21 protein-coding genes and 1 pseudogene are annotated in these 23,430 nt (G+C 59.1%); 6 read left to right on the top strand and 16 right to left on the bottom strand.

Annotation, left to right across the window (positions count from 1 at the left end; genetic code table 11):
* Nucleotides 1-3: 3 nt before the first annotated feature.
* The 8 genes from ACF8PE_RS13175 to ACF8PE_RS13140 form a co-directional block, all read right to left on the bottom strand.
* Nucleotides 4-744 (bottom strand): SDR family NAD(P)-dependent oxidoreductase, encoded by a 741-nt coding sequence (locus ACF8PE_RS13175; protein ID WP_155166957.1) that lies wholly within the window; start codon nt 742-744, stop codon nt 4-6.
* Between the two features lie 10 nt (nt 745-754).
* Complete coding sequence (locus tag ACF8PE_RS13170) at nt 755-1,234, bottom strand: aromatic-ring-hydroxylating dioxygenase subunit beta (protein ID WP_059309093.1); 480 nt, start codon at nt 1,232-1,234, stop codon at nt 755-757.
* Entirely contained in the window at nt 1,234-2,547 is a 1,314-nt protein-coding gene (locus ACF8PE_RS13165; protein WP_144882879.1) for a Rieske 2Fe-2S domain-containing protein, read from the bottom strand. Before ACF8PE_RS13165 ends, ACF8PE_RS13170 begins: the two co-directional genes overlap by 1 nt.
* Nucleotides 2,548-2,575: 28 nt before the next feature.
* Complete coding sequence (locus ACF8PE_RS13160; protein WP_392494965.1) at nt 2,576-3,091, bottom strand: nuclear transport factor 2 family protein; 516 nt, start codon at nt 3,089-3,091, stop codon at nt 2,576-2,578.
* A gap of 8 nt (nt 3,092-3,099) precedes the next feature.
* Nucleotides 3,100-3,456, bottom strand: a complete 357-nt coding sequence (locus ACF8PE_RS13155; RefSeq protein ID WP_032611415.1) for a hypothetical protein — start codon at nt 3,454-3,456, stop codon at nt 3,100-3,102.
* A gap of 21 nt (nt 3,457-3,477) precedes the next feature.
* Nucleotides 3,478-4,605, bottom strand: a complete 1,128-nt coding sequence (locus tag ACF8PE_RS13150) for an acyl-CoA dehydrogenase family protein (RefSeq protein WP_059307670.1) — start codon at nt 4,603-4,605, stop codon at nt 3,478-3,480.
* Between the two features lie 105 nt (nt 4,606-4,710).
* Nucleotides 4,711-5,835, bottom strand: coding sequence for an amidase (locus ACF8PE_RS13145; RefSeq protein ID WP_392494964.1), 1,125 nt, complete (start codon nt 5,833-5,835; stop codon nt 4,711-4,713).
* 335 nt (nt 5,836-6,170) lie between these two features.
* Nucleotides 6,171-6,635, bottom strand: a complete 465-nt coding sequence (locus ACF8PE_RS13140) for a MarR family winged helix-turn-helix transcriptional regulator (protein WP_032611424.1) — start codon at nt 6,633-6,635, stop codon at nt 6,171-6,173.
* Nucleotides 6,636-6,946: 311 nt separating this feature from the next.
* Here ACF8PE_RS13140 and hpaX point away from each other — a divergent pair, with 311 nt between their 5' ends.
* Nucleotides 6,947-8,332 (top strand): 4-hydroxyphenylacetate permease, encoded by a 1,386-nt coding sequence (gene hpaX, locus ACF8PE_RS13135; RefSeq protein ID WP_059349897.1) that lies wholly within the window; start codon nt 6,947-6,949, stop codon nt 8,330-8,332.
* A gap of 49 nt (nt 8,333-8,381) precedes the next feature.
* On the opposite strand, the gene ACF8PE_RS13130 is transcribed toward hpaX, so the two are convergent.
* Nucleotides 8,382-9,578, bottom strand: coding sequence for an MFS transporter (locus tag ACF8PE_RS13130; RefSeq protein ID WP_032611428.1), 1,197 nt, complete (start codon nt 9,576-9,578; stop codon nt 8,382-8,384).
* 115 nt (nt 9,579-9,693) lie between these two features.
* Here ACF8PE_RS13130 and ACF8PE_RS13125 point away from each other — a divergent pair, with 115 nt between their 5' ends.
* Nucleotides 9,694-10,650, top strand: coding sequence for an AraC family transcriptional regulator (locus ACF8PE_RS13125; RefSeq protein WP_155166962.1), 957 nt, complete (start codon nt 9,694-9,696; stop codon nt 10,648-10,650).
* A 17-nt stretch (nt 10,651-10,667) separates the two neighbouring features.
* Here the strand turns inward: ACF8PE_RS13125 and ACF8PE_RS13120 are convergent, their stop codons facing one another.
* From ACF8PE_RS13120 to ACF8PE_RS13110, 3 genes are all read right to left on the bottom strand, one after another.
* Nucleotides 10,668-11,417, bottom strand: coding sequence for a phage antirepressor KilAC domain-containing protein (locus tag ACF8PE_RS13120; RefSeq protein ID WP_392494963.1), 750 nt, complete (start codon nt 11,415-11,417; stop codon nt 10,668-10,670).
* 128 nt (nt 11,418-11,545) lie between these two features.
* Nucleotides 11,546-12,382 (bottom strand): MBL fold metallo-hydrolase, encoded by an 837-nt coding sequence (locus ACF8PE_RS13115; protein ID WP_151585078.1) that lies wholly within the window; start codon nt 12,380-12,382, stop codon nt 11,546-11,548.
* Between the two features lie 12 nt (nt 12,383-12,394).
* Entirely contained in the window at nt 12,395-13,192 is a 798-nt protein-coding gene (locus ACF8PE_RS13110) for an OBAP family protein (protein ID WP_392494962.1), read from the bottom strand.
* Between the two features lie 757 nt (nt 13,193-13,949).
* Here ACF8PE_RS13110 and treA point away from each other — a divergent pair.
* Nucleotides 13,950-15,620: pseudogene (gene treA, locus ACF8PE_RS13105) on the top strand (alpha,alpha-trehalase TreA); the annotation flags it as partial.
* Nucleotides 15,621-16,091: 471 nt separating this feature from the next.
* Here the strand turns inward: treA and ACF8PE_RS13100 are convergent.
* Nucleotides 16,092-16,346, bottom strand: coding sequence for a GlsB/YeaQ/YmgE family stress response membrane protein (locus ACF8PE_RS13100; protein WP_032611437.1), 255 nt, complete (start codon nt 16,344-16,346; stop codon nt 16,092-16,094).
* A gap of 206 nt (nt 16,347-16,552) precedes the next feature.
* On the opposite strand from ACF8PE_RS13100, the gene ACF8PE_RS13095 reads away from it, so the two are divergent.
* Nucleotides 16,553-17,284, top strand: coding sequence for a flagellar brake protein (locus tag ACF8PE_RS13095; RefSeq protein ID WP_032611439.1), 732 nt, complete (start codon nt 16,553-16,555; stop codon nt 17,282-17,284).
* A 36-nt stretch (nt 17,285-17,320) separates the two neighbouring features.
* Here the strand turns inward: ACF8PE_RS13095 and emtA are convergent, their stop codons facing one another.
* Nucleotides 17,321-17,932 carry a membrane-bound lytic murein transglycosylase EmtA gene (emtA, locus tag ACF8PE_RS13090; protein ID WP_032611441.1) on the bottom strand — a complete coding sequence of 204 codons (612 nt, stop codon included), beginning with the start codon at nt 17,930-17,932 and terminating at the stop codon, nt 17,321-17,323.
* A 113-nt stretch (nt 17,933-18,045) separates the two neighbouring features.
* Between emtA and ldcA the strand changes: the two genes are divergently transcribed.
* Entirely contained in the window at nt 18,046-18,960 is a 915-nt protein-coding gene (ldcA, locus tag ACF8PE_RS13085) for a muramoyltetrapeptide carboxypeptidase (RefSeq protein ID WP_392494961.1), read from the top strand.
* Between the two features lie 98 nt (nt 18,961-19,058).
* Nucleotides 19,059-20,792 (top strand): potassium/proton antiporter, encoded by a 1,734-nt coding sequence (locus ACF8PE_RS13080; protein ID WP_032611445.1) that lies wholly within the window; start codon nt 19,059-19,061, stop codon nt 20,790-20,792.
* Between the two features lie 38 nt (nt 20,793-20,830).
* Here ACF8PE_RS13080 and dadX read toward each other — a convergent pair whose 3' ends face one another.
* Together dadX and ACF8PE_RS13070 are read right to left on the bottom strand one after the other, a co-directional pair.
* Nucleotides 20,831-21,901 carry a catabolic alanine racemase DadX gene (dadX, locus tag ACF8PE_RS13075; RefSeq protein ID WP_392494960.1) on the bottom strand — a complete coding sequence of 357 codons (1,071 nt, stop codon included), beginning with the start codon at nt 21,899-21,901 and terminating at the stop codon, nt 20,831-20,833.
* Between the two features lie 12 nt (nt 21,902-21,913).
* Entirely contained in the window at nt 21,914-23,212 is a 1,299-nt protein-coding gene (locus tag ACF8PE_RS13070; RefSeq protein ID WP_392494959.1) for a D-amino acid dehydrogenase, read from the bottom strand.
* Nucleotides 23,213-23,430 lie beyond the last annotated feature (218 nt).

Genomic DNA, 23,430 nt, shown 5'->3' with positions numbered 1-23,430 from the left:
TCCTTAACGCATAAACAGACCGCCGTTGATGTCCCAGGTCGCCCCGGTGACAAACGACGCCTGCGGTGACGCCAGCAAGGCCACGGCCTGGGCAACAAACTCTGCTTCACCTAACGTGCCCACCGGGATCATCTGCAACAGCCCGGCCATCTTCTCTTCCGGCACCAGGGCGTGAACCATCGGGAGATCCAGTGGCCCCGGCGCAATGGCATTGACCGTCACGCCGGATTTGCTCAGCTCGCGGGCAAAGATTTTGGTCAGGGTCAGGATGCCGCCCTTCGAGGCCGCATAGTGGGCACCGGAGGCCGTGCCGCCGTTCTGCCCCGCCAGTGACGCCAGGTTGATGATGCGGCCGTAGCCGCGTGTGGCGAAGTAACGCCCCATGGTCTGGCAGCCGACAAAGGTGCCGCGCAGGTTGGTGGCAATCACCCGGTCGAACTCCTCCACGGCGATCTCCATTACCGGGGTAGCGAGGGTCAGCGCAGCGTTGTTTACCAGCACGTCCAGGCTGCCGAAGCGGGTAATGGTCGCGTCCAGTGCGTCCGTGAAATCCTGGGGCTGGCAGATATCCAGCCCCAGCGCCAGCACCCTGTCCTGACCGTCATCAAGGCGCGCCGCGGCTTCGCGGGCTCGGGTGGCATCGACATCGGTCAGCACCACCTGGTAGCCCTGCTTCAACAGGCTGGTGGCAATGACATTGCCCAGACCGGCGGCTGCGCCGGTCACTAATACGGTTTGCGTCATCAATGGCTCCTCAGAGGATGTAACCGATGCTGTGCAGCACATCGTCGCTGTTGACCAGCCGGATCACTTTCTGGGCAATCAGCAACCTGCCGTCTTTGGGCAACAGGTGCCAGGTGATATCCGCGGCGTAGTGGCGGCTGTGCCCTTTGCGGTGTTCCCACAGGGATTGCGCCCCCCGCACCACAATCAGATCCTCGCGGGATTCCAGCAGACGGAAGCGTGACAGGGTGCGCAGCGTTCTGGCGCGCGGCGTGGTGGAGATCGACTCCCCGCTGTACAGACGCTTCACCCGGCGCTCGCGCATATGGTGATCGTCGCAGGCGTAGTTGAGGGTGTTTTTGAAATCCTGCTCATTCGGGTCGATGGGTACCACGTACAGGCCGTCGTGCTGCCACAGATCCAGCCAGGCATTGAACTCGCCCTGGTCAAGCAGATCGCCTTCCAGGTTGATTACGGACATGGCCGCAAACAGGACAGAATCGGGGGTCATCATTTTTCGCTCTCCGTCATCAATTTTTTCCACTGCTGGTAGGCCGCACGCATGCCGGTTTCGGCGCTGACGTCGCTGCGCAGACCGTCATCGGTGCGGTATTCCCCGGCCAGGCCGCGGTTGAGCATGATCCACAGGTCATCCCCTGCGGTGGCCCCGCGCTGAACGCGCTCCCAGGCTTCGGAGTCATCCGGGGTGCCAAAGCCCATCGGCCCCTGGAAGTGTTCGTGCAGACGCAGACGCGCCTGGTTGGCAATCTCTGGCCCGCCGTCCATGGTGATCACCGCGTGGTGAATTTCGGTTTCCATCACCGACACCGGCTGCAACACCCGGAAGAAGGCCATGGAGCAGGCAATGTTCGGGAACAGGTTAAGGTTGAAACCGGAGCCGCCCACCGCCCGCACGATGCGACGCACTTGCGCTTCGTCGTGCTCTTTGCGCAGTTCTTCAGCCAGCCCGATAAAGCGTTCCGGGATCGGCGCGTCGAGGTTGGCCTCCAGATCCACCAGCTCGGGGATCATCACCATCACGCTGTGGCCGTTGCCGAGATCTTCGACGTAGCCGCTGCCGTCGACGAAGTTCAGCATCTCTTCAGTCTGCTTATCTACCGAACTCAGGAAGGAGCGATGCACCACCGGGAAGTGGTAGCCGTCCGTGGTGTTCTCGAGCTGGATTTTCCAGTTGCCGGGGAAGCGGAAGCGGTGCGCAGGCCCGGTTTTGATCGGGTAGCCCGCCCCCTGCTTCATAAACAGATCCATCCATTTTTTCGCCGCACCGAGGAAATCCTCCAGCGGTTCGATCTGTTCGTTAAAGGTGGCGAAGACCATGCCCGCGTACTGCTCGGTGCGCAGCGACACCAGCCCCAGTTCGTTTTTCTCCAGCTGGTCGGCATAGCTTTCCGGGTGCGGCACGCCGCGCAGGCTCCCATCGAGGGCGTAGCCCCAGCCGTGATACGGGCAGACGAAGCTGTTGGTTTTGCCGGTGCGGTGTTCGCAGACGGTAGCGGCGCGGTGGCGGCAGCGGTTCAGCAGGGTGTGAATGGTGCCCTTGCGGTCGCGCACCACGATCACCGGCTGGGTGCCAATCTCGGTAGTTTTGAAGCTGCCGGTTTCCGGGATTTCGCTGACGTGCGCAACCCAGACCCAGGTCTTCGTGAAAATACGATCCAGCTCCAGCTGGAACAGTTCCTCAGAGGTGTAGAGCGAGGTGTGGACGCGATCGGGTTGTACCAGGGCGGCAATCTCTTCGCGGCCCGGTGCCGGCTGCGCCGTGGTATCGATATTTTTGACATTGATGATGTGGTCACACTGCATAATCTTTCTCCTGCTCGTCGTCGAGGTTCTAATTTTTGTCAGGTACCGGTAACGCATCCGCCGCATGCCAGTGGCTCACCGGCCTGCTGAACAGGTTGCGGGTAGTGAAATGGTGGATGGTCATCTCACCCGCCTCGCGACGGAAAACAATCTCGATCTCTGCGGCATTCAGGTGTGCGCCTCCGGCATTGAACGCGGAGGTTTGCAGCATCATCCAGCGGCCATGAAGCTTGCCGTCGGCATCCTGATACAGCGCTTCGGAACACAAAAAGTGGGCATTCAGGGCGAAGTGCGCAGGCTGGCGGACATAGCTCGCCATCATCGCCATAATCGCCTCGCGCCCCTGATGCTTGCCCAGCCGGGTGGCGTAAGGCTCACCCACCCCTTCCCAGCAGGCGTCTGCACTGAACAGCGCGCCGATGGCCTGTACCCGCTCCATGCTGTCCAGCCGATCGCACAAATGCATGTAGTTGCTGATACAGATCCGGGCAGCCTGCTGATCCTCAAGCTGCTGTAAACGCAGCGCATCCTGTGGGTTCATCATCTGCTCCGTTACTGAATAATCAGTTCACGACCGACGCGAGCTTCGATCTTGCAGTACTTCCACAGCTTGCTCTCGCCGTCGCCCACCGGGGTGGTGCGGAACAGGTTGCAGGCAGCCACCACGCTGTCGAGATTGTCGGCATCGGCCAGCACGTAGGTGGTCCACGGCGAGGCGGTGGAGGGGCCGACCATCAGACGGTCGTCGTCCATGTTGCCGATCACGCGGATGCCCTGGGTTTCGTCGATACCTTTCATCATCACGCCGAAAGCGCCCCACACCTGTTTGGCTTCTGCCGGGGTGGCATCAAAGAAGTTCTGGTTCACGCCGATGCAAAACAGCACGCGTAAGGTTGTTGTCTGGCTCATCTGTTGCTCCTTTGGTCAAAATTACAAATAACCCGGCAGAGGTTGGCCACCGAAGTAGACCGTACCGGCGTTGAGATAAGAGAGGTCGCCCATAAAGGCGTGCTGGGTGATCACCAGGGTGTCGCGCACGTAGCGTTGCAGGGGGCTTGTCATGGTGATGCCGCCCATGCCGTTCAGCGCCAGCGCCTGGCGGGTGACTTCGGCGGCCACGCGAGTAACGTGGGTGGAGGACAATCGCAGGGCGTTGATCTGCTCGCAGGCGGGTTCATCCCCGGCAAGAATGCACTGCCAGACATCGTCGATGGCGTCGTAGAACCAGGCCCGGGCGGAGCGCAAATCCGCTTCGCAGCGGGCAATTTGCATCTGCGCCTGGGGGCGGTCGGCCAGCCGCGGGGCACCCGTGACGGACTGCTGGCGATGGGCAATGGTGTAAATTTCGTTGAGCGCGGCGCGGGCCACGCCGAGCGCCACCACCGAGAGCACCTGGGTAGCAAGAGAGAGCACCGGATAGCGATAGAGCGCGCCGTCGAGGTTAAGGGCACCGCCGCGCACGAAGGTCCACTCCTGCGGCACAAACGCATCGTTGACAACCAGATCGTGGCTGCCGGTTCCGGCAAGGCCTACGGTGTTCCATACCGGGTCGATCTGCACGCTGTCGCGCGGCAGGACCGCCATCCGCGGCAGGGGTTCGCCGCTTTCCGGCAGGATGCCGACGCCAAATACCGAGGCTCCCATACTGCCGCTGGCGAATCCCCAACGGCCACTGACGCGATAGCCGCCGTCGGCCAGCACCGCTTTCTGCGGCGGGAAGATACCGCCAGCAAAAACCACGTCCGGGCCGTCGCGGTAAAGTGCTTTCAGGGTGTCCGGCGGCAGCGCGCCGAGGTAAAACGGGCTCATACCAAAGCTGGCCACCCAGCCTGCGGAGCCATCGGCGGTCGCGATCTGCTCGATAAGCTCGCAGAACTGCGCCGGGGAGCACTCCTCGCCGCCGTAGGCTTTGGGGACGAGCGCCCGGTAGACGCCAATCTGCTTAAACCGGGCGATGATGTCGTCAGAGATATGGCGCTGTTGCTCGAAATCGGCGCTGCGGGCCGCAACGTCCTTCAGCAGTGGAACGAGTTCCTCACGAACATGAACGGCTGACATAGCTTCCTCCCGAAAAGAGTGTGCGGCCCGCAAAAGACGAGCGCTGCCGCAATGAGTGGTACTCACTGAGTTATTGTGAAAACGGTATTCGGCAAAACGGGATGGTTAGCGGCGTCGTCGTTCAGCCAGCCATTCGGCGGCCTGGATCAGCAGGCCCTCCTGCCCTTTGGTGGCAACCAGCTGGAGCGCCACCGGACGCCCCTGAAGTTCACCCATCGGCAGGGTCAGCGCCGGGTGGCCGCTAAGGTTAAATGGGCGCACCAGCCGGGTCAGGTTCACCACGCTGAGCGGGTCCTTCGCCTCTTCCAGAGTCGGTGGCAGCTCCGGCAGGGTTGCCAGCGCCAGCAGCGGGGTTTTCGCCAGCTGAGCATCCACCTGGGCGGTAAATCTCTGGCGGATGGCCTCTGCGGTGTGCAGGGCATCGGCATCAATGCTTTCCCCTGCGCGAATGCGGGCGGCCACGTCGGCGGAAATGCTTGCGTTGCGCAGTAACGGGCTAAACGCCTGCCAGTTTTCATGGCTGATGACCGTCAGCCCGGCGCGATGAGCATCGCCCAACAGGGGCAGCTCAACCTGCTGCGGACAGAGGCCCCGTTGCGCCAGGGCGTTCAACAGCAGGGTGTCAATTTCAAGGGTAGCTGTCAGGATAAAGCCGACGGCAGGCAGCGTTGCCAGCGGTGCATTCACCGGAAGGTCAAGACGGGCCAGCACCTGGCGCAGGACGTCGGTATGGCGGGCGAAGATACCCACGCAGTCCAGCGAGCTGTGAGCTGGCATGACGCCTGCACGACTCAGCGTGCCGTACGTCGGTTTTAAACCGAGGATCCCGCAGCAGGCGGCGGGCATCCGCACCGAGCCGCCGGTGTCGGTGCCGAGGGCGAAATCCACCTCGCCCGAGGCCACCACCGCAGCCGAGCCGCTGGAGGAGCCGCCGGGGATCAGCTCAGGAAAATGGGGGTTCACCGGCGTGCCGCTCCAGGGATTTATCCCGGTAACGCCAAACGCCAGTTCGTGCAGGGTAGTCTTTCCGGTCAGGATGCAGCCCTGTCCGAGCAGCGTTTTTACCACCCCGGCATGCTGTTCGGCTGGCGGGTTTGCGGCCAGGGCCGGGCAGCCAGCGCGGGTCGGGAAGCCTGCGATGTCGAGGGTGTCTTTAACCGCGAAGCAGAGGTCGCCCTCGCCCAGGGTAAATCGTTCTACATAACCATTGCTCTCAGTAACCGGCTGCATAATTCGCACCTTAACCAGAAAAAATGAATCATATTTGGGCGGGGCAGTCTTCGCTGCGATTCAACCCACGTGAACTCAGGTCAATCATGGAAGATTTAGATGAATATTCAAGTAATATTTCACGTTAATTTTACGTAAAAATAACATGGAAACATTTTTATAACACTTGTGGAAATGGGGGGTATGGTGATGATAAATAACAATAAAGCGGGCGTGGAAATAAAAAAAAAGCCGCGCTGAAGATCGGCGCGGCCTAAAATTAACCTGTTGTTTTATATTGCATTATCTGGAATTTTTAAGGCTGTCACAAAACCGCAATTCTCTCTTCGGCACCCTCAAAGCTCGTTGAGGTTATCCAGTACCTTTGCCAGGGAGAGGTTCATTTTTTCCATCTGGGCGGCGGTCATGCCCTTGAAACCTTTCTCGAAAACCTTGCTGACAAGACGGTGCGCTTCGGCCACTTTTTCACGTCCGGCATCGGTCAGCATCACCTCGGTTACCCTCGCATCCTGTACGCTGCTGGCGGTGGTCACCAGGCCGTCATCACGCAGGCGACCGACAATTTTGGTGACGGTGGGCATTTTGGCCATCGCATATTCAGAGATTTGCGAGATGCTGGCTTTACCGTACTGCCCGGTAATCATCAGCACCCGAAAGCGGGAAACATCGAGCTGCGCCTTTTTTAGCGTAATTTCCATAACTTGCGTATAGCGCGCATAGACATTAACGATCCAGTAGAACGGGAACTCTTCGCGGTGAAACGTGGCCCCGCTGTCTGACGATGTAGTGGTTTGACTCATTAAATGACGTTCCAGAAGTGATGCAATGATCGCAATTATACCCGCTATTGCCCGCCCGCTATAGCCTCTTCACACCCGGCAAGGGCTTCTCTTATTACCTGCGCGCCACGAAAGCCGATCGATATCGCATTATGATTCAAAAACGCTACGTGATTAACAAATGCGTATCATTTTTTAAACATAACATTGACGTCCATATGTGCGCTTTCCTATACGTTAGCGCACGTGTTGACGTTGGGTGGGCTGAGGTAATGCCCTGGCATAACACGTCCTGGGTTGTTATTACCGATTAACGCAATGTGGAGCATTTCATGAACGACAGTCCATCGATGGAACAGACACGCACTGACGTGCTGGCTCCTCCTGCGCCTGCAGACGTCACGCTCGATCCGCGCCAGCAGCGGGTGATCAAAAAGTTATTCCGCAGGCTGATCACGTTTTTATTCATTCTGTTCGTCTTCTCGTATCTGGATCGGATCAACATCGGCTTTGCCGGGTTGACGATGGGCAAAGATCTGGGCCTCACCAGCACCATGTTTGGTCTGGCCACGACCCTGTTTTACGTGATGTATGTTATCTGCGGGATCCCCAGCAACATGATGCTCAGCAGGGTGGGCGCCCGTCGCTGGATCGCCATCCTGATGGTGGTGTGGGGGATTGCGTCTACCGCCACCATGTTCGCCACCGGCCCTAACAGCCTGTATGTGCTGCGCATGCTGGTGGGGATCGCCGAAGCGGGCTTCCTGCCAGGCCTGCTGCTCTATTTAACCTTCTGGTTCCCGGCGCACTACCGCGCCCGCGCCAACGCCCTGTTTATGATTGCGATGCCGGTCACGATGGCGCTGGGTTCCGTGGCCTCGGGGTATATTCTTAACCTCGATGGCGTGATGAATCTGAAGGGCTGGCAGTGGCTGTTCCTGCTGGAAGGCTTCCCGTCGGTGATCCTCGGTCTGGTGGTGTGGTTCTGGCTGGACGACAGCCCGGATAAAGCCCGCTGGCTGACCAGCGACGACAAGGCCTGTCTGAAGGAGATGCTGGAGGCGGATCGCCTCAACGCCCTGAGCACCAAACAGCGAGAGCAGGCCGCGCTGGCACCGAAGCAAGGCAGCCTGATGCGGGAACTCTTTACCCCAACCATCATGCTCTACACCCTCGCCTACTTCTGCCTGACCAACACCCTGAGCGCCCTCAGCGTCTGGACGCCGTTGATCCTGCGCAGCATCAGCCAGGAGAGCAGTAACGTCACCATCGGGATCCTGAGCGCCATCCCACAAGTGTGTACCATTGTGGCGATGATCTGGTGGAGTAAGCGTTCCGACAAGCGTAACGAGCGTAAAGTCCACACCCTGCTGCCGTACCTGTTTGCCGCCGCAGGCTGGATCCTGACCGCCACCAGCAGCGATCCGATGCTGCAGTTCATGGGGATCGTCATGGCCTCGTCAGGTGCCTTTGCCGCCATGGTGATCTTCTGGACCACACCGGACCGCGCTATTTCACTCCGCGCCCGCGCGCTGGGTATCGCGGTGATTAACGCCACCGGGATGACCGGTGCCGCGCTGGGGCCGCTGCTGATGGGGATGATGAAAGACCTCACCGGCAACTTCAACGCCGGGATCTTTATGGTGGCCGGGTTCCTGGTACTGGGCGCGTTTGTTATTTCACTCATTCCGATGAAAAAAACCGCGCAACAGGCCTGATGATTTACACCGTCCTCTCCCCTGAGAGAGGACGGTGTTCAGCGTTGCATTACTCTGCCGCTACCGGCTTCACCTTTACTCCGGCAAACACCATCACCATCGCTGCCAGCAGCAGCACGCCGCTGGCGGTAAATACCCCGCTGGCGCCATTGAGATCAAAGACCGCCCCGCCCCCTGCCGCACCGGCGCTTATCGCCAGCTGGATCGAAGCGACCATCAGGCCGCCTGCGCTTTCGGCCTCGTCCGTCACTGTCGTCGCCAGCCAGGTGGACCAGCCCACCGGCACCAGACCGAAGGCAAAGCCCCACAGGCTCACCAGCAGGCCGTCAACCAGCGCCAGATGACCAAAGGTCACCATCAGCAAGGCGAGGATCCCCATCGCAAACGGCACCAGCGCCAGCGTAAGACGCAGGTTGCGCGCCAGCAGATGCCCGGCAATAGAGGTTCCGACGAAGTTCGCCACGCCAAAGCCCAGCAGGATCAGCGAAATGGTTTCAACGCTGGCCTGCCCTACCGTCTCAAGGAACGGACGCAGATAGGTAAAGAAGGCGAAATGCCCGCTGAAGATAAGAATGGTGGCCAGCAGGCCGCCAATCATTCCCGGACGACGCAGCACCCGCAACAGGGTACTCAGGTTGCCGCTGTTCTCCGGGCGCATGGACGGCAGTACCCACAGCTGCCACAGCAGCGCCAGCGCGCTGGGCACCACGCAGAGGATAAAGACGTTGCGCCAGCCGATCAGGCTGCCGAGATAGCTGCCCAGCGGCGCGGCTACCACGGTGGCAATCGAGACGCCTGAGAAGATGATCGCCAGCGCCTTCGGCACATCGCTGGCGGGAACCAGCCGCATCGCAGTAGCGGTGGACATCGCCCAGAAGCCGCCAATGGCCACGCCCAGCAGCAAGCGCCCCATCAGCAGGACATGCAGGGACGGCGCGAAGGCGACCATCAGGCTGGAGATGATTTGCAGCACCGAAAAAAACATCAGCACCCAGCGGCGGTCGATGCTTTTGGTGGCAGAGGTGATCAGCAGGCCGGTGACCAGCGCCACCAGCGCGGTAGCGGTCACCGATTGCCCGGCTACGCCCTCGCTGACGCCGAGGCTGGCCGCCATCGGCGTGAGCAGGCTGGCAGGCAGGAACTCGGCGATGATCAGGCCAAAGACGCCCAGCCCCAGCGACCAGACCGCACGCCAGGCGGGTCTGGCCGGTGCGCTGGCCTCGTTTGCGACGATGGATGAATGCATCTGTTACTCTCCGGTTATAAAAATGTGATGTATGTCGCAAAGCATAGGGAGTTCATCACGGACGATCTATGACATATAATCTCCACTTATTGATTATTCGTCCGGGAAGAGAGAAATGACGATTAAGTCGCCTGATCTGATCAGTGAACTGCTGCGCGGAATGCGTCTGTCAGGAGTGAAATACCGTCGGATAGAGGCCAGCACGCCCTTCGGTGTGGCCTTCGGCGCGGCCCCGGGGAAAGCCCAGTTTCACTTTATCAGCCGCGGTCCGGCGGTATTGCGGATGCACAGCGGGGCGCGTTTCGCGCTGAACAGCGGCGATGCGGTGTTTATTCCCAACGGCGATGCACACGCCCTGCTCTCGGGGGATGATGCAGCGGTAACGCCAGTCTCGGCATTTCCCAGCGAGCCGATCTGCAACAGCGTATGCGATATCCATTGCGAGCCGTGCCCGGACAGTGACAACGTGGTGATATTCAGCGGGTGTATGGATTTCGATCTCGGGGGGATGCAGCCGCTGATCAAAGCGATGCCGGAGGTAATGATGGTGAGTCGCCTGATGACCACCTGGCCGGAGATCCATCCCCTGCTGGAGGCGATGGAGCGCGAGTCGATGGCCCGTCAGGTGGGGTTTGCCGGGATCCTCGCCCGTCTGGCAGACGTCGTGGCGGCGCTGATTGTCCGCGGCTGGGTCGAGGCCGGATGTGGGAAAGCCACCGGCTGGATCCAGGTGCTGCGCGATCCGCGCCTCAGCCGGGCGATCTACGCCATGCACCAGCAACCAGGGGTCAACTGGAGCGTGGCGACGCTGGCCAAGGAGGCAGGCACCTCCCGGTCGGTGTTTGCCGAACGTTTTCTTTCGGCGACTGGCACCACCCCGGCGAAATACCTGACCGAGCTGCGGATGCGGCTGGCTATCCAGTATATTGGCCAGGAGAAACAGGCGATTGAGACCGTGGCCTTGCGTCTGGGGTACGGATCGTTGGCGGCCTTCAGCCGGGCGTTTAAGCGTATTGTCGGCCAGTCGCCAGGGGCGTTACGCGAAGCCAGTCAGACCCCAGAGGCGATCTGACCGGTTCACTTCAGAGATTACAGCCAGCTCTGCTGCGACATTTTCCCTTCGCTGCGCTCCTCGCGGGGCAGCTTAATGGCCAGCGTGGAAAGGTGTCTGGACCAGAGATCGGCCACCCACTTCACGCCGCGGGCGGTAAAGCGCGCCTGAGACCAGGTGTGCTGGTTTTCGCCCACGCCGCTGTGCAGCGTAAAATAGCCCGCGTCGATATGGTGCTGCGGCGGAACCAGATTGCCGCCGACGCGCTGCATGATATTGCGCTCCAGCAGGAACTCGCGGAACTGCGGCTCTTTAGCCTTGAGCATTTTACAGAGCTGACGAAAACCCATTGACTCCTTGACCCTGACGAACTGGTCAAAAAACGCCGCCTTTGGCGCCCAAAGGGCAAGCTGCTCCTCGGCACGATGGCATTTTTCATACTGCTCGGCCCAGGCGCGTGCCGCCGCCGCCGGATTAGTGAAGTCCGGGATATTGGCGTTTCGTTCACGCTCCTGCCAGCGATCCAGCATGGCCGCCGTAAAGCCCGGGGAGATGCGCGAAACGGTCAGCAGGGAGTCTCGTTTGTTCAGCAAAAACTCCTGCCGCGTTTCACCTTCGCGCTCGTACAGACTGGCCGTTACCGGCTGCGAAAGACGCTGCGCTGTTTCCAGACTCGTCACCATGCGCTTCACCTCGGCATGGGTAATGCCGGTCAGCCTGGCGATTTCACGGCTGCTGATGGTGGCAAGCTGATCATGGGACTGGAAATTTTCAACAGGAATTACCATAGGTTTCACCCCTCACTCATAAATTACTCGGGTAATTTGCTCTAATAGTATACAAACACCTGTTCAAATATCCAGTATAATTTTTAAGCGTCTTCTTCGCAAAGCAGGCCACGCCTAAGTTCCGGTATTCAGGCCGGTTTTGGCTGCGCCGCCAGGCTCTCAAGTTCCCGTGCATCATGGCTACAGAAAAAAGTAATGTCATGATCGTGGGCGCAGGAGAGCTCGCGCAGCCGCTGCTGGTTCCGCCGCCGGGCCTCATTGTCCATCGCCATCATCCACTGATAAAAGCGCAGTCCGGGGGTACAGTGGCGCTGCGGCTGGCGCATCTCATCCCGGTAAAACCAGGCGTCGCCGCCGTGCAGTAGCCACCCCTGGGGCTGGCTGATGGCAATCCCCGCGTGGCCCGGTGTGTGCCCGGCCAGCGGCACCAGTAGAATCTCCGGCGGCAGCCCGCGTAGCGCCGTCACCGCGTCGAAGCCGAACCAGCGCTCGCCCTGAGCCTGATAGCCCTCCCAGCCGGAGATGCCGCCCCACTGCCCCGGGCGATAGCGCTCCCGCTGCAGCCAGTTGTGACGCTGTTGCGCCGTATCGATCTCCTGCTGCATGAGGTGAATGCGAGCATGGGGGAAATCCGTCAGCCCGCCCGCATGATCGAAATCCAGGTGCGTCAGAATGATGTGACGGACGTCAGCCACGCTAAAACCCAGCGCCTCGACCCGGGCGCGTGCCGTGAGCGACTCGCGGCGCTGGATGTTATTCAGCACCCGGAAAAAGCCCGGCAGCCGGGATGGCTCCCGCACGTCGCCCAGTCCGAAGCCGGTATCCACCAGCACCAGCCCGTCGCGATCGGTTTCAATCAACAGGCAGTGGCAGACCAGGTGCGCATGCAGCCCCTTGCTAAAACCGTCGTAAAATGCGCCGCCCAGCGGGCACATACACCCGCAGTTAAGGTGATGAATCTTCATATCGCCTCCTCATCAACGTGATGGCGCCTGCTGGCTCTGCTCAGACGTGCCAAAATGCGTGGTGTCGCCATGGCCGTGCTCACCGCTCCCCTGCACGCGCTTAAGCTGAATGAGCTCGCCGCGCTCCCAGGCGTTAGCACCGCTTGCCACCGGGCGAGCCACGATATCGGCGCGCTGGCGTTTAATCTCCTGGGTGTCTATCCCGAGACGCCGGTCGCGATCCGCCAGCAGCGCCGGGTCGAGTTGCCCCTCCCCGGTAAAGCCCATCATCAGAGCCGGGATGCCGAGCGGCAGGGTTTTGTCGCGATCCGTATGCCAGGTGTGCCAGGTTTTGCCGTAGGTGTTGACGATTTTGCTCATCAGCGCCTTGTCAGCCACCGCAGGCAGGCCGGGGGCCACAAGGCTGCCCGATTTCACTTCATACTGGTGGCTGTGCCAGAGCTTTTTCTCCTCCGGCGGCAGGGTATTAAACAGGCGTTCACTGATGATGTACTCGACGCCCATCAGCCGGGCATCTTTGGTATTGCCGTCATAGATGACCGCCTGCATGACGTCCTCATTGAGCACCGTCACGTAGTGATGGGCTTCCATCTGCCCGTTTTTATCCCCGCTGTAAAAATGAAAGCCGTCCAGATAGGCGCTGATCGCCTCCACCGGCGGGCGGGACTGGATAACCTGGGCGCCCGTTTCCAGAGTACGCATTTTGGCGGAGGTGCTTTCACCGGGGATGGGTGCCTGCGGCGGAGAGTTATTCGCCCCGCAGCCGAGCAGTAAAACCAGGGCTGGAATAGTCAGAGGTAATGATTTCATTGGCACTCCCTTTTATCTCATTAAGTTATGAAGGTAGTGCAGGTGTGGAAAGCCAGCCAGGCCGTAAAGGCACTCTGGCTGGCATTCGGTCAAAATAATAGTTAACGCGGACGCGTCTAACGTAGCGGCTATTCCCTCTCTGCGTATGGAGACGAGAAAATTTAAATGTTAGCGGCGTAAGAAATAAAACGGCGCAGCCAGGAACGTGAATAACCGGAAAATAGTCTGCACGGCATGCGGTGACTGCCTAATACTTGCAGGGTGATATTTAACAGCGGCCAACACCCTGCCGGGAATAGCGTCGCCTTCAGCATCATAATGTTAAAAACAGTGGGGACATACCAATGCAGGTTGCGAAAAAAAACTTGCCGTCACGCATTGCATGCCGGTTTGTTTTTACTTCTACTCTCTCGATGGCCGAGATGCCCTGCCTCTCGCCGTTACCCTTCGCACGGCGAATGTAGAGTGCCGCGCTATTGGCCATTACCACAGGGCGCGGCGAAATTATTTTTCACACAACGAAATTATTATTTTTGCTTAACGTAAGCCCTACGATGAGTGGATATTCTCCCGCAAAACCCGGCAAGGCGATTATATATTTACGCGCAATTTTAAGGTCTTCTCAGACGCAACGGTAATTAATCTGTATTTACGCAAAATGATACATCCAACACGCGAACTGTCTGAGATTCGTCTAAGGTTTTCAGGTGATTGATGACAACGGCCACGCTGTTCAGCCTATATAAGGAGAATAACCATGATCAAACCTCAACGGCACGCAACCCTGCGGCTGGCGATTGGCGGTATCCTGCTTGGCATCACCGCCGTGAGCTATGCGGACGACTCATCCGGCAGCTTGAAACAACCTCCTGACATCCTGTTTGGCCCCCTGTTTAATGATGTGCAAACCGCGAAACTCTTCCCTGACCAGAAAACCTTTGCCGATGCGGTGCCGAAAAACGATCCCCAGACGATCCTCGCTGATTACCACATGCAGCGAAAACAGTCCGGCTTCGACCTGCGTCATTTTGTCGACGTGAACTTTACCCTGCCAGCCGAAAAGGAAAAATACGTTCCGCCTGCCGGGCAGAGCCTGCGCGCGCATATCGACGGCCTGTGGCCGGTGCTGACGCGCACCACCTCCAGCGCCGGGAAGTGGGATTCGCTGCTGCCGCTGCCTAAACCTTACGTGGTGCCGGGGGGACGTTTCCGGGAGATCTATTACTGGGACAGCTACTTCACCATGCTGGGTCTGGCGGAGAGTGGACACTGGGATAAGGTCGCCAGCATGGTCGATAACTTTGCTTATGAGCTGGACAGCTGGGGCCATATTCCCAACGGGAACCGCAGCTACTATCTGAGCCGCTCCCAGCCGCCGTTCTTCTCCCTGATGGTGGAACTGCTGGCGACGCACGACAGCCAGGCGCTGAAAAAATACCGTCCTCAGATGGAAAAAGAGTACGCCTACTGGATGGAAGGGGTGGATGCCCTCCAGCCGGGTCAGTCCAGCCAGCGGGTAGTCAAGCTGGACGATGGTGCCGTGCTTAACCGCTACTGGGACAATCGCGATACGCCACGCCCGGAATCCTGGCTGGATGACATCAACACCGCGAAAAAATACCCCAGCCGCCCGGCGACCGAGATCTACCGCGATCTGCGCTCCGCTGCCGCCTCTGGCTGGGACTTTAGCTCCCGCTGGATGGACGATCCGCAGCAACTGGGGACGATCCGCACCACCAGCATCGTGCCGGTGGATTTGAACGCCCTGATGTTCAAGATGGAAAAACTGCTGGCGAAGGCCAGTCAGGATGGCGGCGATAGCGCTGCCGCCAGCCGCTACGAGGGTCTGGCGTCCGATCGCCAGAAGGCGATGGAGCGCTATCTGTGGAATGAAAAAGAGGGCTGGTATGCGGATTACGATCTGAAAACCAAACAGGTGCGTAATCAGCTGACCGCTGCGGCGCTGTTCCCGCTGTACGTCAAGGCGGCTTCCCAGGAGCGGGCAGATAAAACGGCTGCGGCCGCCGAGGCCCAGCTGATCAAAGCCGGGGGGATTTCCACGACGACCGTAAATAGCGGCCAGCAGTGGGATGCGCCAAACGGCTGGGCACCGTTGCAGTGGGTGGCCACCGAAGGCTTGCAGAACTACGGGCATAAAAAAGTGGCGATGGACGTCACCTGGCGCTTCCTCACTAACGTGCAGCATACCTACGATCGTGAGCAGAAGCTGGTGGAGAAATATGATGTTTCCACTACCGGCACGGGTGGCGGCGGTGGCGAATATCCGCTGCAGGACGGCTTTGGCTGGACTAACGGCGTGACGCTGAAGATGCTGGATATGGTTTGTCCGCAGGCTAACCCTTGCGACAAGCTGCCAGCCACACAGCCTGCGGCGAATGATGAGCCAGCGACCACAGCCCCAGCGGCTACCGGTAATCAACCGGCGGCGAATAGCGCGCCAACCACAACTGACCAACCGGCGGCAACAACGCCATCGACCACAAGCGATCAGCCTTCGGTAACGACGCCTCCGGCCACAACCGATCAACCGTCGTCAACAACGTCGCCATCGACCACGACCGATCAACCATCGTCAACAACGTCGCCATCGACCACGACCGATCAACCGTCGTCAACAACGTCGCCAACGACAACCGATCAGCCGTCGTCAAACACGCCACCGGCCACGAGCAATCAGCCGTCAGTCACCACGCCACCGGCGACCAGCGGCAACGCCAGCTCACAGCCAGCTGCGAATGATGATTCGGCAGAAACGCAGAAAAGTGTCGGGCAGTAAGGCGATGTGATGCGTAGGCCGGGTAAGGCATAGCCGCTACCCGGCATTATTACGGGGGACACCAAAAAAAACGGCTCTTAGTTAAGAGCCGTTTTACGTGGGTCAGGCGCGTCGTACCATTCTGTAGATAAGCAGCACGAGAATAGCGCCCACCACGGCGACCAGGAAACTTTGCAGGTTAAACCCGGATACAGTGCCGCCGATGCCAAACATCGTTGCCAGCCAGCCGCCGACAACCGCACCTACGACCCCAAGGATACAGGTCACAATAAAACCACCACCATCCCGTCCCGGCATGATGAATTTTGCGATAACACCAGCAATCAGACCAAATATAATCCAGGCGATAATACCCATAGTGATGCCCTCTTGCAGAGTTAAGCTTGCGCAGAACACCCGCCCGCGCAGGTCAATTAAGTTTAGGCAATAGCCAGAAAACCATTTTGAGTACACTGACTTAATTACGGCTCTGACGAAAAAATATTTGCTGGTTTGTATTAAGTTTCGCGGACAAGTGCCGATAACGCATCCACAGATTGTCATCTATCAAGGAGCCCTGGGGCGTGAGTAATTACAGTGAGCAGTTCCTGAAAACTAATCCGCTGGCTGTACTAGGGGTATTACGCGATCTACAAAAACAAGACACGCCGGTGCGCATCAGTTGGGGGAACAACCAGTTCATCAGCAAAATTCTGGATGCAACGCCAGAGCGGCTGGTGATGGATTTAGGCAGTCAGGAGTACGAAAACCGCTCGGTACTGCGCGCAGGCATCATTACCGTAGCCGCCGACACCCAGGGGGCGAAAGTGGAGTTCGACCTGCCGCAACTGGAACAGGGAACCTGGCAGGGGCTGCCCGCCTTTATCACCTCGTTGCCCGCATCGGTGTGGTGTATCCAGCGACGGGAGTTTTTCCGTATCAATGCCCCGCTGCATCCGGCCTACTTCTGCAAAGCCAAAATGCCGGACAAAAGCGTGCTTCGTTTCCGTCTGCACGATCTCTCCCTCGGCGGCATGGGCGCCTTAATGGATAGTGCGAAGCCAGACGCGTTGGTCGAGGGGATGCGTTTCTCGCAGATCGAACTGGATATGGGCGGCTGGGGTCGCTTCTTCTTTGATGCGCAGCTGATCACGGTGAGCGAACGTAAGGTGGTGGACAGCAAAAACGAAACCATTACCACGCCGCGTCTGAGCTTCCGTTTTCTCAATGTCGGGCCAGGCCCGGAGCGTGAACTGCAGCGAATTATCTACTCGCTGGAGCGTGAAGCGCGGGAGCGCGCCAACAAGGTGCGTTAAACGCGACCGGGCAGCGCGTGGCTGCCCGGTAACGGATTACATAGCGTCCATCGCCTTCTGGACTTTCCAGATGTAGCGCGGTGCCTGCGGGGCGGGGTGATTGTTGACGACGTGATCAAAGAATTCGTCTTTGTCCATATCGTTAATCTCAGCAATCGCCTTTTTACGATCGGAGGAGAAGGTACGCAGCAGCGCGCCTGCCCCGTTAACGTAGGAGACCACCAGCGCATACTGCATCACCTCTGGATCTTCAATTCCCTTCAGGATCCCATGCTCCAGAATGCTCAGGTAGGCGGTGCCCATCGAGATATTGCGCTCCGGGTTCTTCAGCTCACTGGTGGACGGCTGGCCGCTCCAGCCCATATGCCGGTAGACCTCCCGTCCCGCGGTGGAGGCTTTCAGCTGCATCAGGCCCACCGCATTCGATTTACTGACCAGATTCGGATTCCCGCCCGACTCCACCGCAATGATGGCGGTCACCAGACGCGGGCTGACGCCCCAGGCTTCACCGGCTTTTTCGCTGATCGGCATCCACTGCATCGCCCGTTTCACCGGGACTTCCGGGTTCCATTCCGGTTTCTGGTAATCCTGCTTCGAACTGCATCCAGCAAGCAACACAATCAAAAAAGCAAACCATCTTAATTTCACGTCATCTGTCCTTATGGTCATTCATCGCTATTACCCTATCCTCCGCTTGATGAAGGATGCGCTCAGGCGGCATGATATATACATTTAGATTTATAAGTCAGCAAGGAAATGCCATGTCTCAGGTTCATCTCATCGCACCATCAGGTTACTGCATTAATCAGGAAGCGGCCCAACGGGGCGTTGCACGTTTACTGGACGACGGGCATCAGGTGCAAAATCAGACAATTATACCCCGCCGCCAGCAACGATTTGCCGGAACCGAGACGCAGCGACTGAACGACATCAACGCCCTTACCCGCCTGGAAGGTGCCAACCAGATTGTCCTGGCGGTGCGCGGCGGATACGGTGCCAGCCGCCTGCTGGAGCAGATCGACTGGCAGGGGCTGGCCGAACGCCAGCAGCAGGACCCGCTGCTGATTTGTGGCCATAGCGACTTCACGGTTATCCAGCTCGGCCTGCTGGCGTTACACAACGTCATCACCTTTAGCGGCCCGATGCTGGCGGGCAATTTCGGCGCGCCCGAGCTGAACGCCTTTACCCTGGAGCATTTCTGGCGCGCGCTGCAAAACAGCACCTATTCCGTTGAGTGGCAGGGCGACGGCCCGGCGTGTGAACGCACAGGCCCGTTGTGGGGCGGCAATCTGGCGATGGTTGTGTCGTTGATCGGCACCCCCTGGCTGCCCGCCATTGAGAACGGCATCCTGGTGCTGGAAGACATCAATGAGCACCCGTTCCGCGTTGAACGCATGCTGTTGCAACTGCACCATGCGGGCATTCTTGACCGCCAGCAGGCGATCGTGCTCGGCAGTTTTAGCGGGGCGACCGCCAATGATTACGATGCCGGATACGATCTGGCGACCATGATCGATTACCTGCGCTCCCGGGTATCGGTGCCGATTATCAGTGGACTCGATTTTGGCCATGAACAAAAGACCGTCACCCTGCCGCTCGGCGCGCAGGCTTCGCTTGTTCACGCCGCAGGTAAGACCTGTTTAACCCTGAGCGGGCATCCGGTGATGAAAGCATAAAAAAAGCCGCTTAAGCGCCGGATTAGCGCGTTATAAGCGGCATTAATATGTTAGGGTTTTAATAACAGTCATCGCGTCACGCAGGGAGTACGCACACATTGGATGCCGCAGCAATAATCAGTCTTTTTATCCTGGGTTCAGTTCTTGTAACCTGTAGTATTTTATTGAGTTCGTTTTCTTCCCGTCTCGGCATCCCCATTCTGGTCATTTTCCTCGCCATCGGCATGCTGGCGGGCGTTGATGGCGTCGGAGGCATTCCCTTCGACAACTACCCGTTTGCTTACATGATCAGTAACCTCGCGCTGGCGGTGATCCTGCTGGACGGAGGGATGCGTACCCAGGCCAGCTCGTTTCGCGTGGCGCTGGGCCCGGCCCTGTCGCTGTCAACGGTCGGGGTACTGATCACCTCCGGTCTGACCGGGATGATGGCCGCGTGGCTGTTTCATCTGGATATCATGGAAGGGCTGTTGATTGGCGCCATTGTCGGCTCGACCGATGCGGCAGCGGTCTTCTCGCTGCTGGGCGGCAAAGGACTGAACGAGCGTGTCGGCTCAACGCTTGAGATCGAATCCGGCAGTAATGACCCGATGGCCGTGTTTCTTACCATTACCCTGATTGAGATGATTCAGCAGCATGAGACCAGCCTGAGCTGGATGTTTGCCTGGCACATCATTCAGCAGTTTGGCCTGGGGATCATCATTGGCCTGGCTGGCGGTTATCTGCTGCAACAGATGATCAACCGCATCGCGTTACCGGGCGGGCTTTACCCGCTGCTGGCGCTGAGCGGCGGGATTTTGATTTTCGCCCTCACCACAGCAATGGACGGCAGCGGCATTCTGGCGGTCTACCTGTGCGGCTTCCTGCTGGGGAATCGCCCGATCCGCAACCGTTATGCCATTCTGCAAAACTTCGATGGCCTCGCCTGGCTGGCGCAGATCGGTATGTTCCTGGTGCTTGGGCTGCTGGTTACGCCGTCGGACCTGCTGCCGATTGCTGTTCCGGCCCTGCTGCTGTCGATATGGATGATCTTCTTTGCCCGTCCGCTGTCGGTATTTGTCGGGCTGCTACCGTTCAAGGGATTTAACCTGCGCGAGCGGGTGTTTATCAGCTGGGTTGGCCTGCGCGGCGCGGTGCCGATCATCCTGGCGGTATTCCCGATGATGGCCGGGCTGGACAATGCCCGTTTGTTCTTTAACGTGGCCTTCTTCGTGGTACTGGTGTCGCTGCTGTTCCAGGGTACGTCCCTGTCGTGGGCAGCGAAAAAAGCCAGGGTCGTCATTCCCCCGGTGGGTTGGCCGGTCTCCCGCGTAGGACTGGACCTCCACCCGGAAAATCCGTGGGAGCAGTTTGTCTATCAACTCAGCGCCGACAAGTGGTGCGTGGGCGCCTCGCTGCGGGATCTGCATATGCCCGCCGAAACGCGCATTGCTGCCCTGTTCCGCGATAACGCCCTGCTGCACCCGACCGGGAGCACCCGGCTGCGTGAAGGGGATATTCTCTGCGTGATTGGCCGCGAGCATGACCTCCCTGCCCTCGGCAAGCTGTTCAGCCAGTCGCCGCCGGTGGCGCTGGATCAGCGCTTCTTTGGTGATTTTATTCTCGAAGCCAGCGCCAAATTTGCCGACGTGGCGTTGATCTACGGCCTGGAGGAAGGGCTGGAGTATCGCGATAACCAGCAGACGCTGGGCGAGATTGTCCAGAAGCTGCTGGGTGCCGCGCCGGTGGTGGGTGACCAGGTGGAATTTGCCGGGATGATCTGGACGGTGGCAGAGAAAGAAGATAACACGGTGCGCAAAGTGGGCGTGCGCGTGGCGGAGGATGCCGAGGAGTAGCTTTCTTCCCCTCTCCCTGAGGGAGAGGGGATAACCCTTCAGAGCGTAACGACCGGCACCCGCGGGGCTAATGCAGTTAACAACTCGTAGCCGATGGTACCCGCCGCGGCAGCAACATCGTCTACTTTCACTTCATTCCCCCACAGCTCAACCGGCGTACCGATCCCCGCGTGCGGGCATGGCGTAAGGTCGATGGCCAGCATATCCATTGACACCGTGCCTACCGTGCCGGTACGTACGCCGTCTACCCATACCGGCGTGCCGGACGGGGCAATGCGTGGATAGCCGTCGGCATACCCGCCAGCGACAATACCGATCCGCTGCTCGCCCGAAGCGTGATAGCGGCTGCCGTAACCCACGGTATCCCCCGCTTTCAGGGTCTGAACGCCAATGATTTCACTGCGCAGGGTCATCACCGGCTTCAGGCCGCTGTTGGCGATATCCTGCCACTGCCCGGACGGTGACGCGCCGTAAAGAATGATCCCCGGCCGTACCCAGTCGAAATGCGCTTCCGGGTGCCAGAGGGTCGCCGCCGAGTTAGAGAGCGAACGCGGGCAGTCCAGCCCTTCCGCCGCCTGCTCAATATGCCTCATCGGCTCAACGATGCCTTCCGGCTTTTCCGCATCGGCAAAATGGGCCATCAGCGTCATGCCGCCGACGTTCTTCAGCGCCCGTAGCTGCTGCCAGACGCTGTGAACCCGATCCGGCTGAAAACCGAGCCGGTTCATGCCGCTGTTCACTTTCAGGTAGATATCGAGCGGGGCGTGCAGCTTCGCATTCTGCAACGCCTTAACCTGCCAGTTGCTGTGCACGCTGGTGGTCAGACGGTACTTATCAAACAGCGGCAGTTCATCGCTGTTGAAAAAGCCTTCGAGCAGCAGGATCGGCCCTTTCCAGCCGCGCTCGCGCAGCAGGATCGCCTCTTCCAGATTGAGCATCGCAAAGCCATCGGCCGCGCTTAACGCGCTCCAGATGCGATCCAGACCGTGGCCATAAGCATTGGCTTTGACCACCGCCCAGACTCGTGAAGCGGGCGCGGCGCGCCGGACAATGTGCAGGTTATCCTTCAGGGCCTGAAGATCCAGCTGAGCCACAACAGGACGGGACATGACGACTCCTTGTTAGTTATGCGCGCCGTGTAAATGCTGTGGACGTGACGGAGTGAACCCCGGACGGTAGCGCGCGACGCTTAAATCATCAAACGGAATAGCGGGTGTGCGCCCGGAAATCAAATCACTGAGTAACTGCCCTGAACCGCAGGCCATCGTCCAGCCCAGCGTACCGTGCCCGGTGTTGAGCCACAGATTCTTAAAGGGCGTGCGGCCCACAACAGGGGTGCCGTCCGGGGTCATCGGGCGCAGCCCGGTCCAGAAGGTCGCCTGTTCGATAAAGCCGCCCCGCGGGAACAGGTCGCCAACGACCATCTCCAGCGTTTCCCGACGCGGTTGCAGTAACTCGGTGTTAAAGCCGACGATTTCCGCCATGCCTCCCACGCGGATCCGGTTGTCAAAACGGGTGATCGCGATTTTGTATGTTTCATCAAGAATAGTTGAAACCGGCGCCCCCCTGTCCTCTTTCACCGGGATAGTCAGCGAATATCCCTTCAGCGGGTAGACCGGAATATCCACAATGCCCTTCAGCATGGCGGTAGAGTAAGAGCCAAAGGCCATCACGTAGGCGTCGGCTTTCACCACCTCGTCGCCGCACAGCACGCCGTAAATATTGTCCCCTTCGTACAGAAGCTTATCCACGGAGGTGTTATAGCGGAATTTCACCCCTGCCTGCTCGGCCATCAGCGCCAGATTCTGGGTAAATAGCTGGCAGTCGCCGGTTTCGTCATTCGGCAGACGCAGACCGCCGGTCAGCTTGTGTGCCACCTCAGCCAGCGCCGGTTCGACCTGCGCCAGCTGGCTGGCTTCCAGCAGCTGATACGGTACTCCGGCATCCTCAAGGACGGCGATATCGCGGGTGGCGTTTTCATACTGCTGGGCGGTACGGAACAGTTGCAGGGTGCCCCCCTGGCGGCCCTCATACTGAATACCGGTCGTGGCACGCAGCGCTTTCAGGCAGTCGCGGCTGTACTCCGCCAGGCGTACCATCCGTCCTTTGTTTTCCATGTAGTGCGTGGTGTCGCAGTTGCGCAGCATCTGCCACATCCACTTGAGCTGGAATTGCGTGCCGTCAAGACTGATCGCCAGCGGTGCATGGCGCTGGAACATCCATTTAATCGCCTTCAGCGGCACACCCGGTGCTGCCCAGGGTGCCGCGTAACCCGGAGAAATTTGCCCGGCATTAGCGGCGCTGGTCTCCAGTGCCGGACCCGGCTCACGATCGATCACAGTTACATCGTGCCCGGCCTGACTCAGGTACCAGGCGCTGGTTACGCCAACGACGCCACTTCCCAGTATGACAACACGCATAGCCACTCCATTTATAAGCAAAAGAACAATCTTCTGATTACATATTGATAACCCAGCCGAAAATATTATTCAACATAGGCCTTTTTTATGGTGACACATCTCACACCTTCCCCTGCTGACGCGGGTAGCGCGGTTTTGGCATCTCCTGCTGCGCGGCATTTTTAACCAGCATATTGTGCTGCCGGACACCCCTTTTCTGTCACAGGAAAAACGGGAAA

The sequence above is a fragment of the Leclercia sp. GLN_9 genome, from assembly GCF_043105735.1.
GTDB classification, from domain to species: Bacteria; Pseudomonadota; Gammaproteobacteria; order Enterobacterales; family Enterobacteriaceae; genus Enterobacter; species Enterobacter adecarboxylatus.
This window is presented reverse-complemented; position numbering and strand designations above follow the sequence as displayed.

Coding starts and splice junctions, on each gene's coding strand:
- hpaX (WP_059349897.1), top strand. CDS start 6,947: ATGAACGACAGTCCATCGATGGAACAGACACGCACTGACGTGCTGGCT.
- ACF8PE_RS13160 (WP_392494965.1), bottom strand. CDS start 3,091: ATGATGAACCCACAGGATGCGCTGCGTTTACAGCAGCTTGAGGATCAG.
- dadX (WP_392494960.1), bottom strand. CDS start 21,901: ATGTCCCGTCCTGTTGTGGCTCAGCTGGATCTTCAGGCCCTGAAGGAT.
- ACF8PE_RS13170 (WP_059309093.1), bottom strand. CDS start 1,234: ATGACCCCCGATTCTGTCCTGTTTGCGGCCATGTCCGTAATCAACCTG.
- ACF8PE_RS13120 (WP_392494963.1), bottom strand. CDS start 11,417: ATGGTAATTCCTGTTGAAAATTTCCAGTCCCATGATCAGCTTGCCACC.
- ACF8PE_RS13165 (WP_144882879.1), bottom strand. CDS start 2,547: ATGCAGTGTGACCACATCATCAATGTCAAAAATATCGATACCACGGCG.
- ACF8PE_RS13155 (WP_032611415.1), bottom strand. CDS start 3,456: ATGAGCCAGACAACAACCTTACGCGTGCTGTTTTGCATCGGCGTGAAC.
- ACF8PE_RS13145 (WP_392494964.1), bottom strand. CDS start 5,835: ATGCAGCCGGTTACTGAGAGCAATGGTTATGTAGAACGATTTACCCTG.
- ACF8PE_RS13140 (WP_032611424.1), bottom strand. CDS start 6,635: ATGAGTCAAACCACTACATCGTCAGACAGCGGGGCCACGTTTCACCGC.
- ACF8PE_RS13115 (WP_151585078.1), bottom strand. CDS start 12,382: ATGAAGATTCATCACCTTAACTGCGGGTGTATGTGCCCGCTGGGCGGC.
- ldcA (WP_392494961.1), top strand. CDS start 18,046: ATGTCTCAGGTTCATCTCATCGCACCATCAGGTTACTGCATTAATCAG.
- ACF8PE_RS13175 (WP_155166957.1), bottom strand. CDS start 744: ATGACGCAAACCGTATTAGTGACCGGCGCAGCCGCCGGTCTGGGCAAT.
- ACF8PE_RS13125 (WP_155166962.1), top strand. CDS start 9,694: ATGACGATTAAGTCGCCTGATCTGATCAGTGAACTGCTGCGCGGAATG.
- ACF8PE_RS13150 (WP_059307670.1), bottom strand. CDS start 4,605: ATGTCAGCCGTTCATGTTCGTGAGGAACTCGTTCCACTGCTGAAGGAC.
- ACF8PE_RS13100 (WP_032611437.1), bottom strand. CDS start 16,346: ATGGGTATTATCGCCTGGATTATATTTGGTCTGATTGCTGGTGTTATC.
- ACF8PE_RS13130 (WP_032611428.1), bottom strand. CDS start 9,578: ATGCATTCATCCATCGTCGCAAACGAGGCCAGCGCACCGGCCAGACCC.
- ACF8PE_RS13110 (WP_392494962.1), bottom strand. CDS start 13,192: ATGAAATCATTACCTCTGACTATTCCAGCCCTGGTTTTACTGCTCGGC.
- ACF8PE_RS13070 (WP_392494959.1), bottom strand. CDS start 23,212: ATGCGTGTTGTCATACTGGGAAGTGGCGTCGTTGGCGTAACCAGCGCC.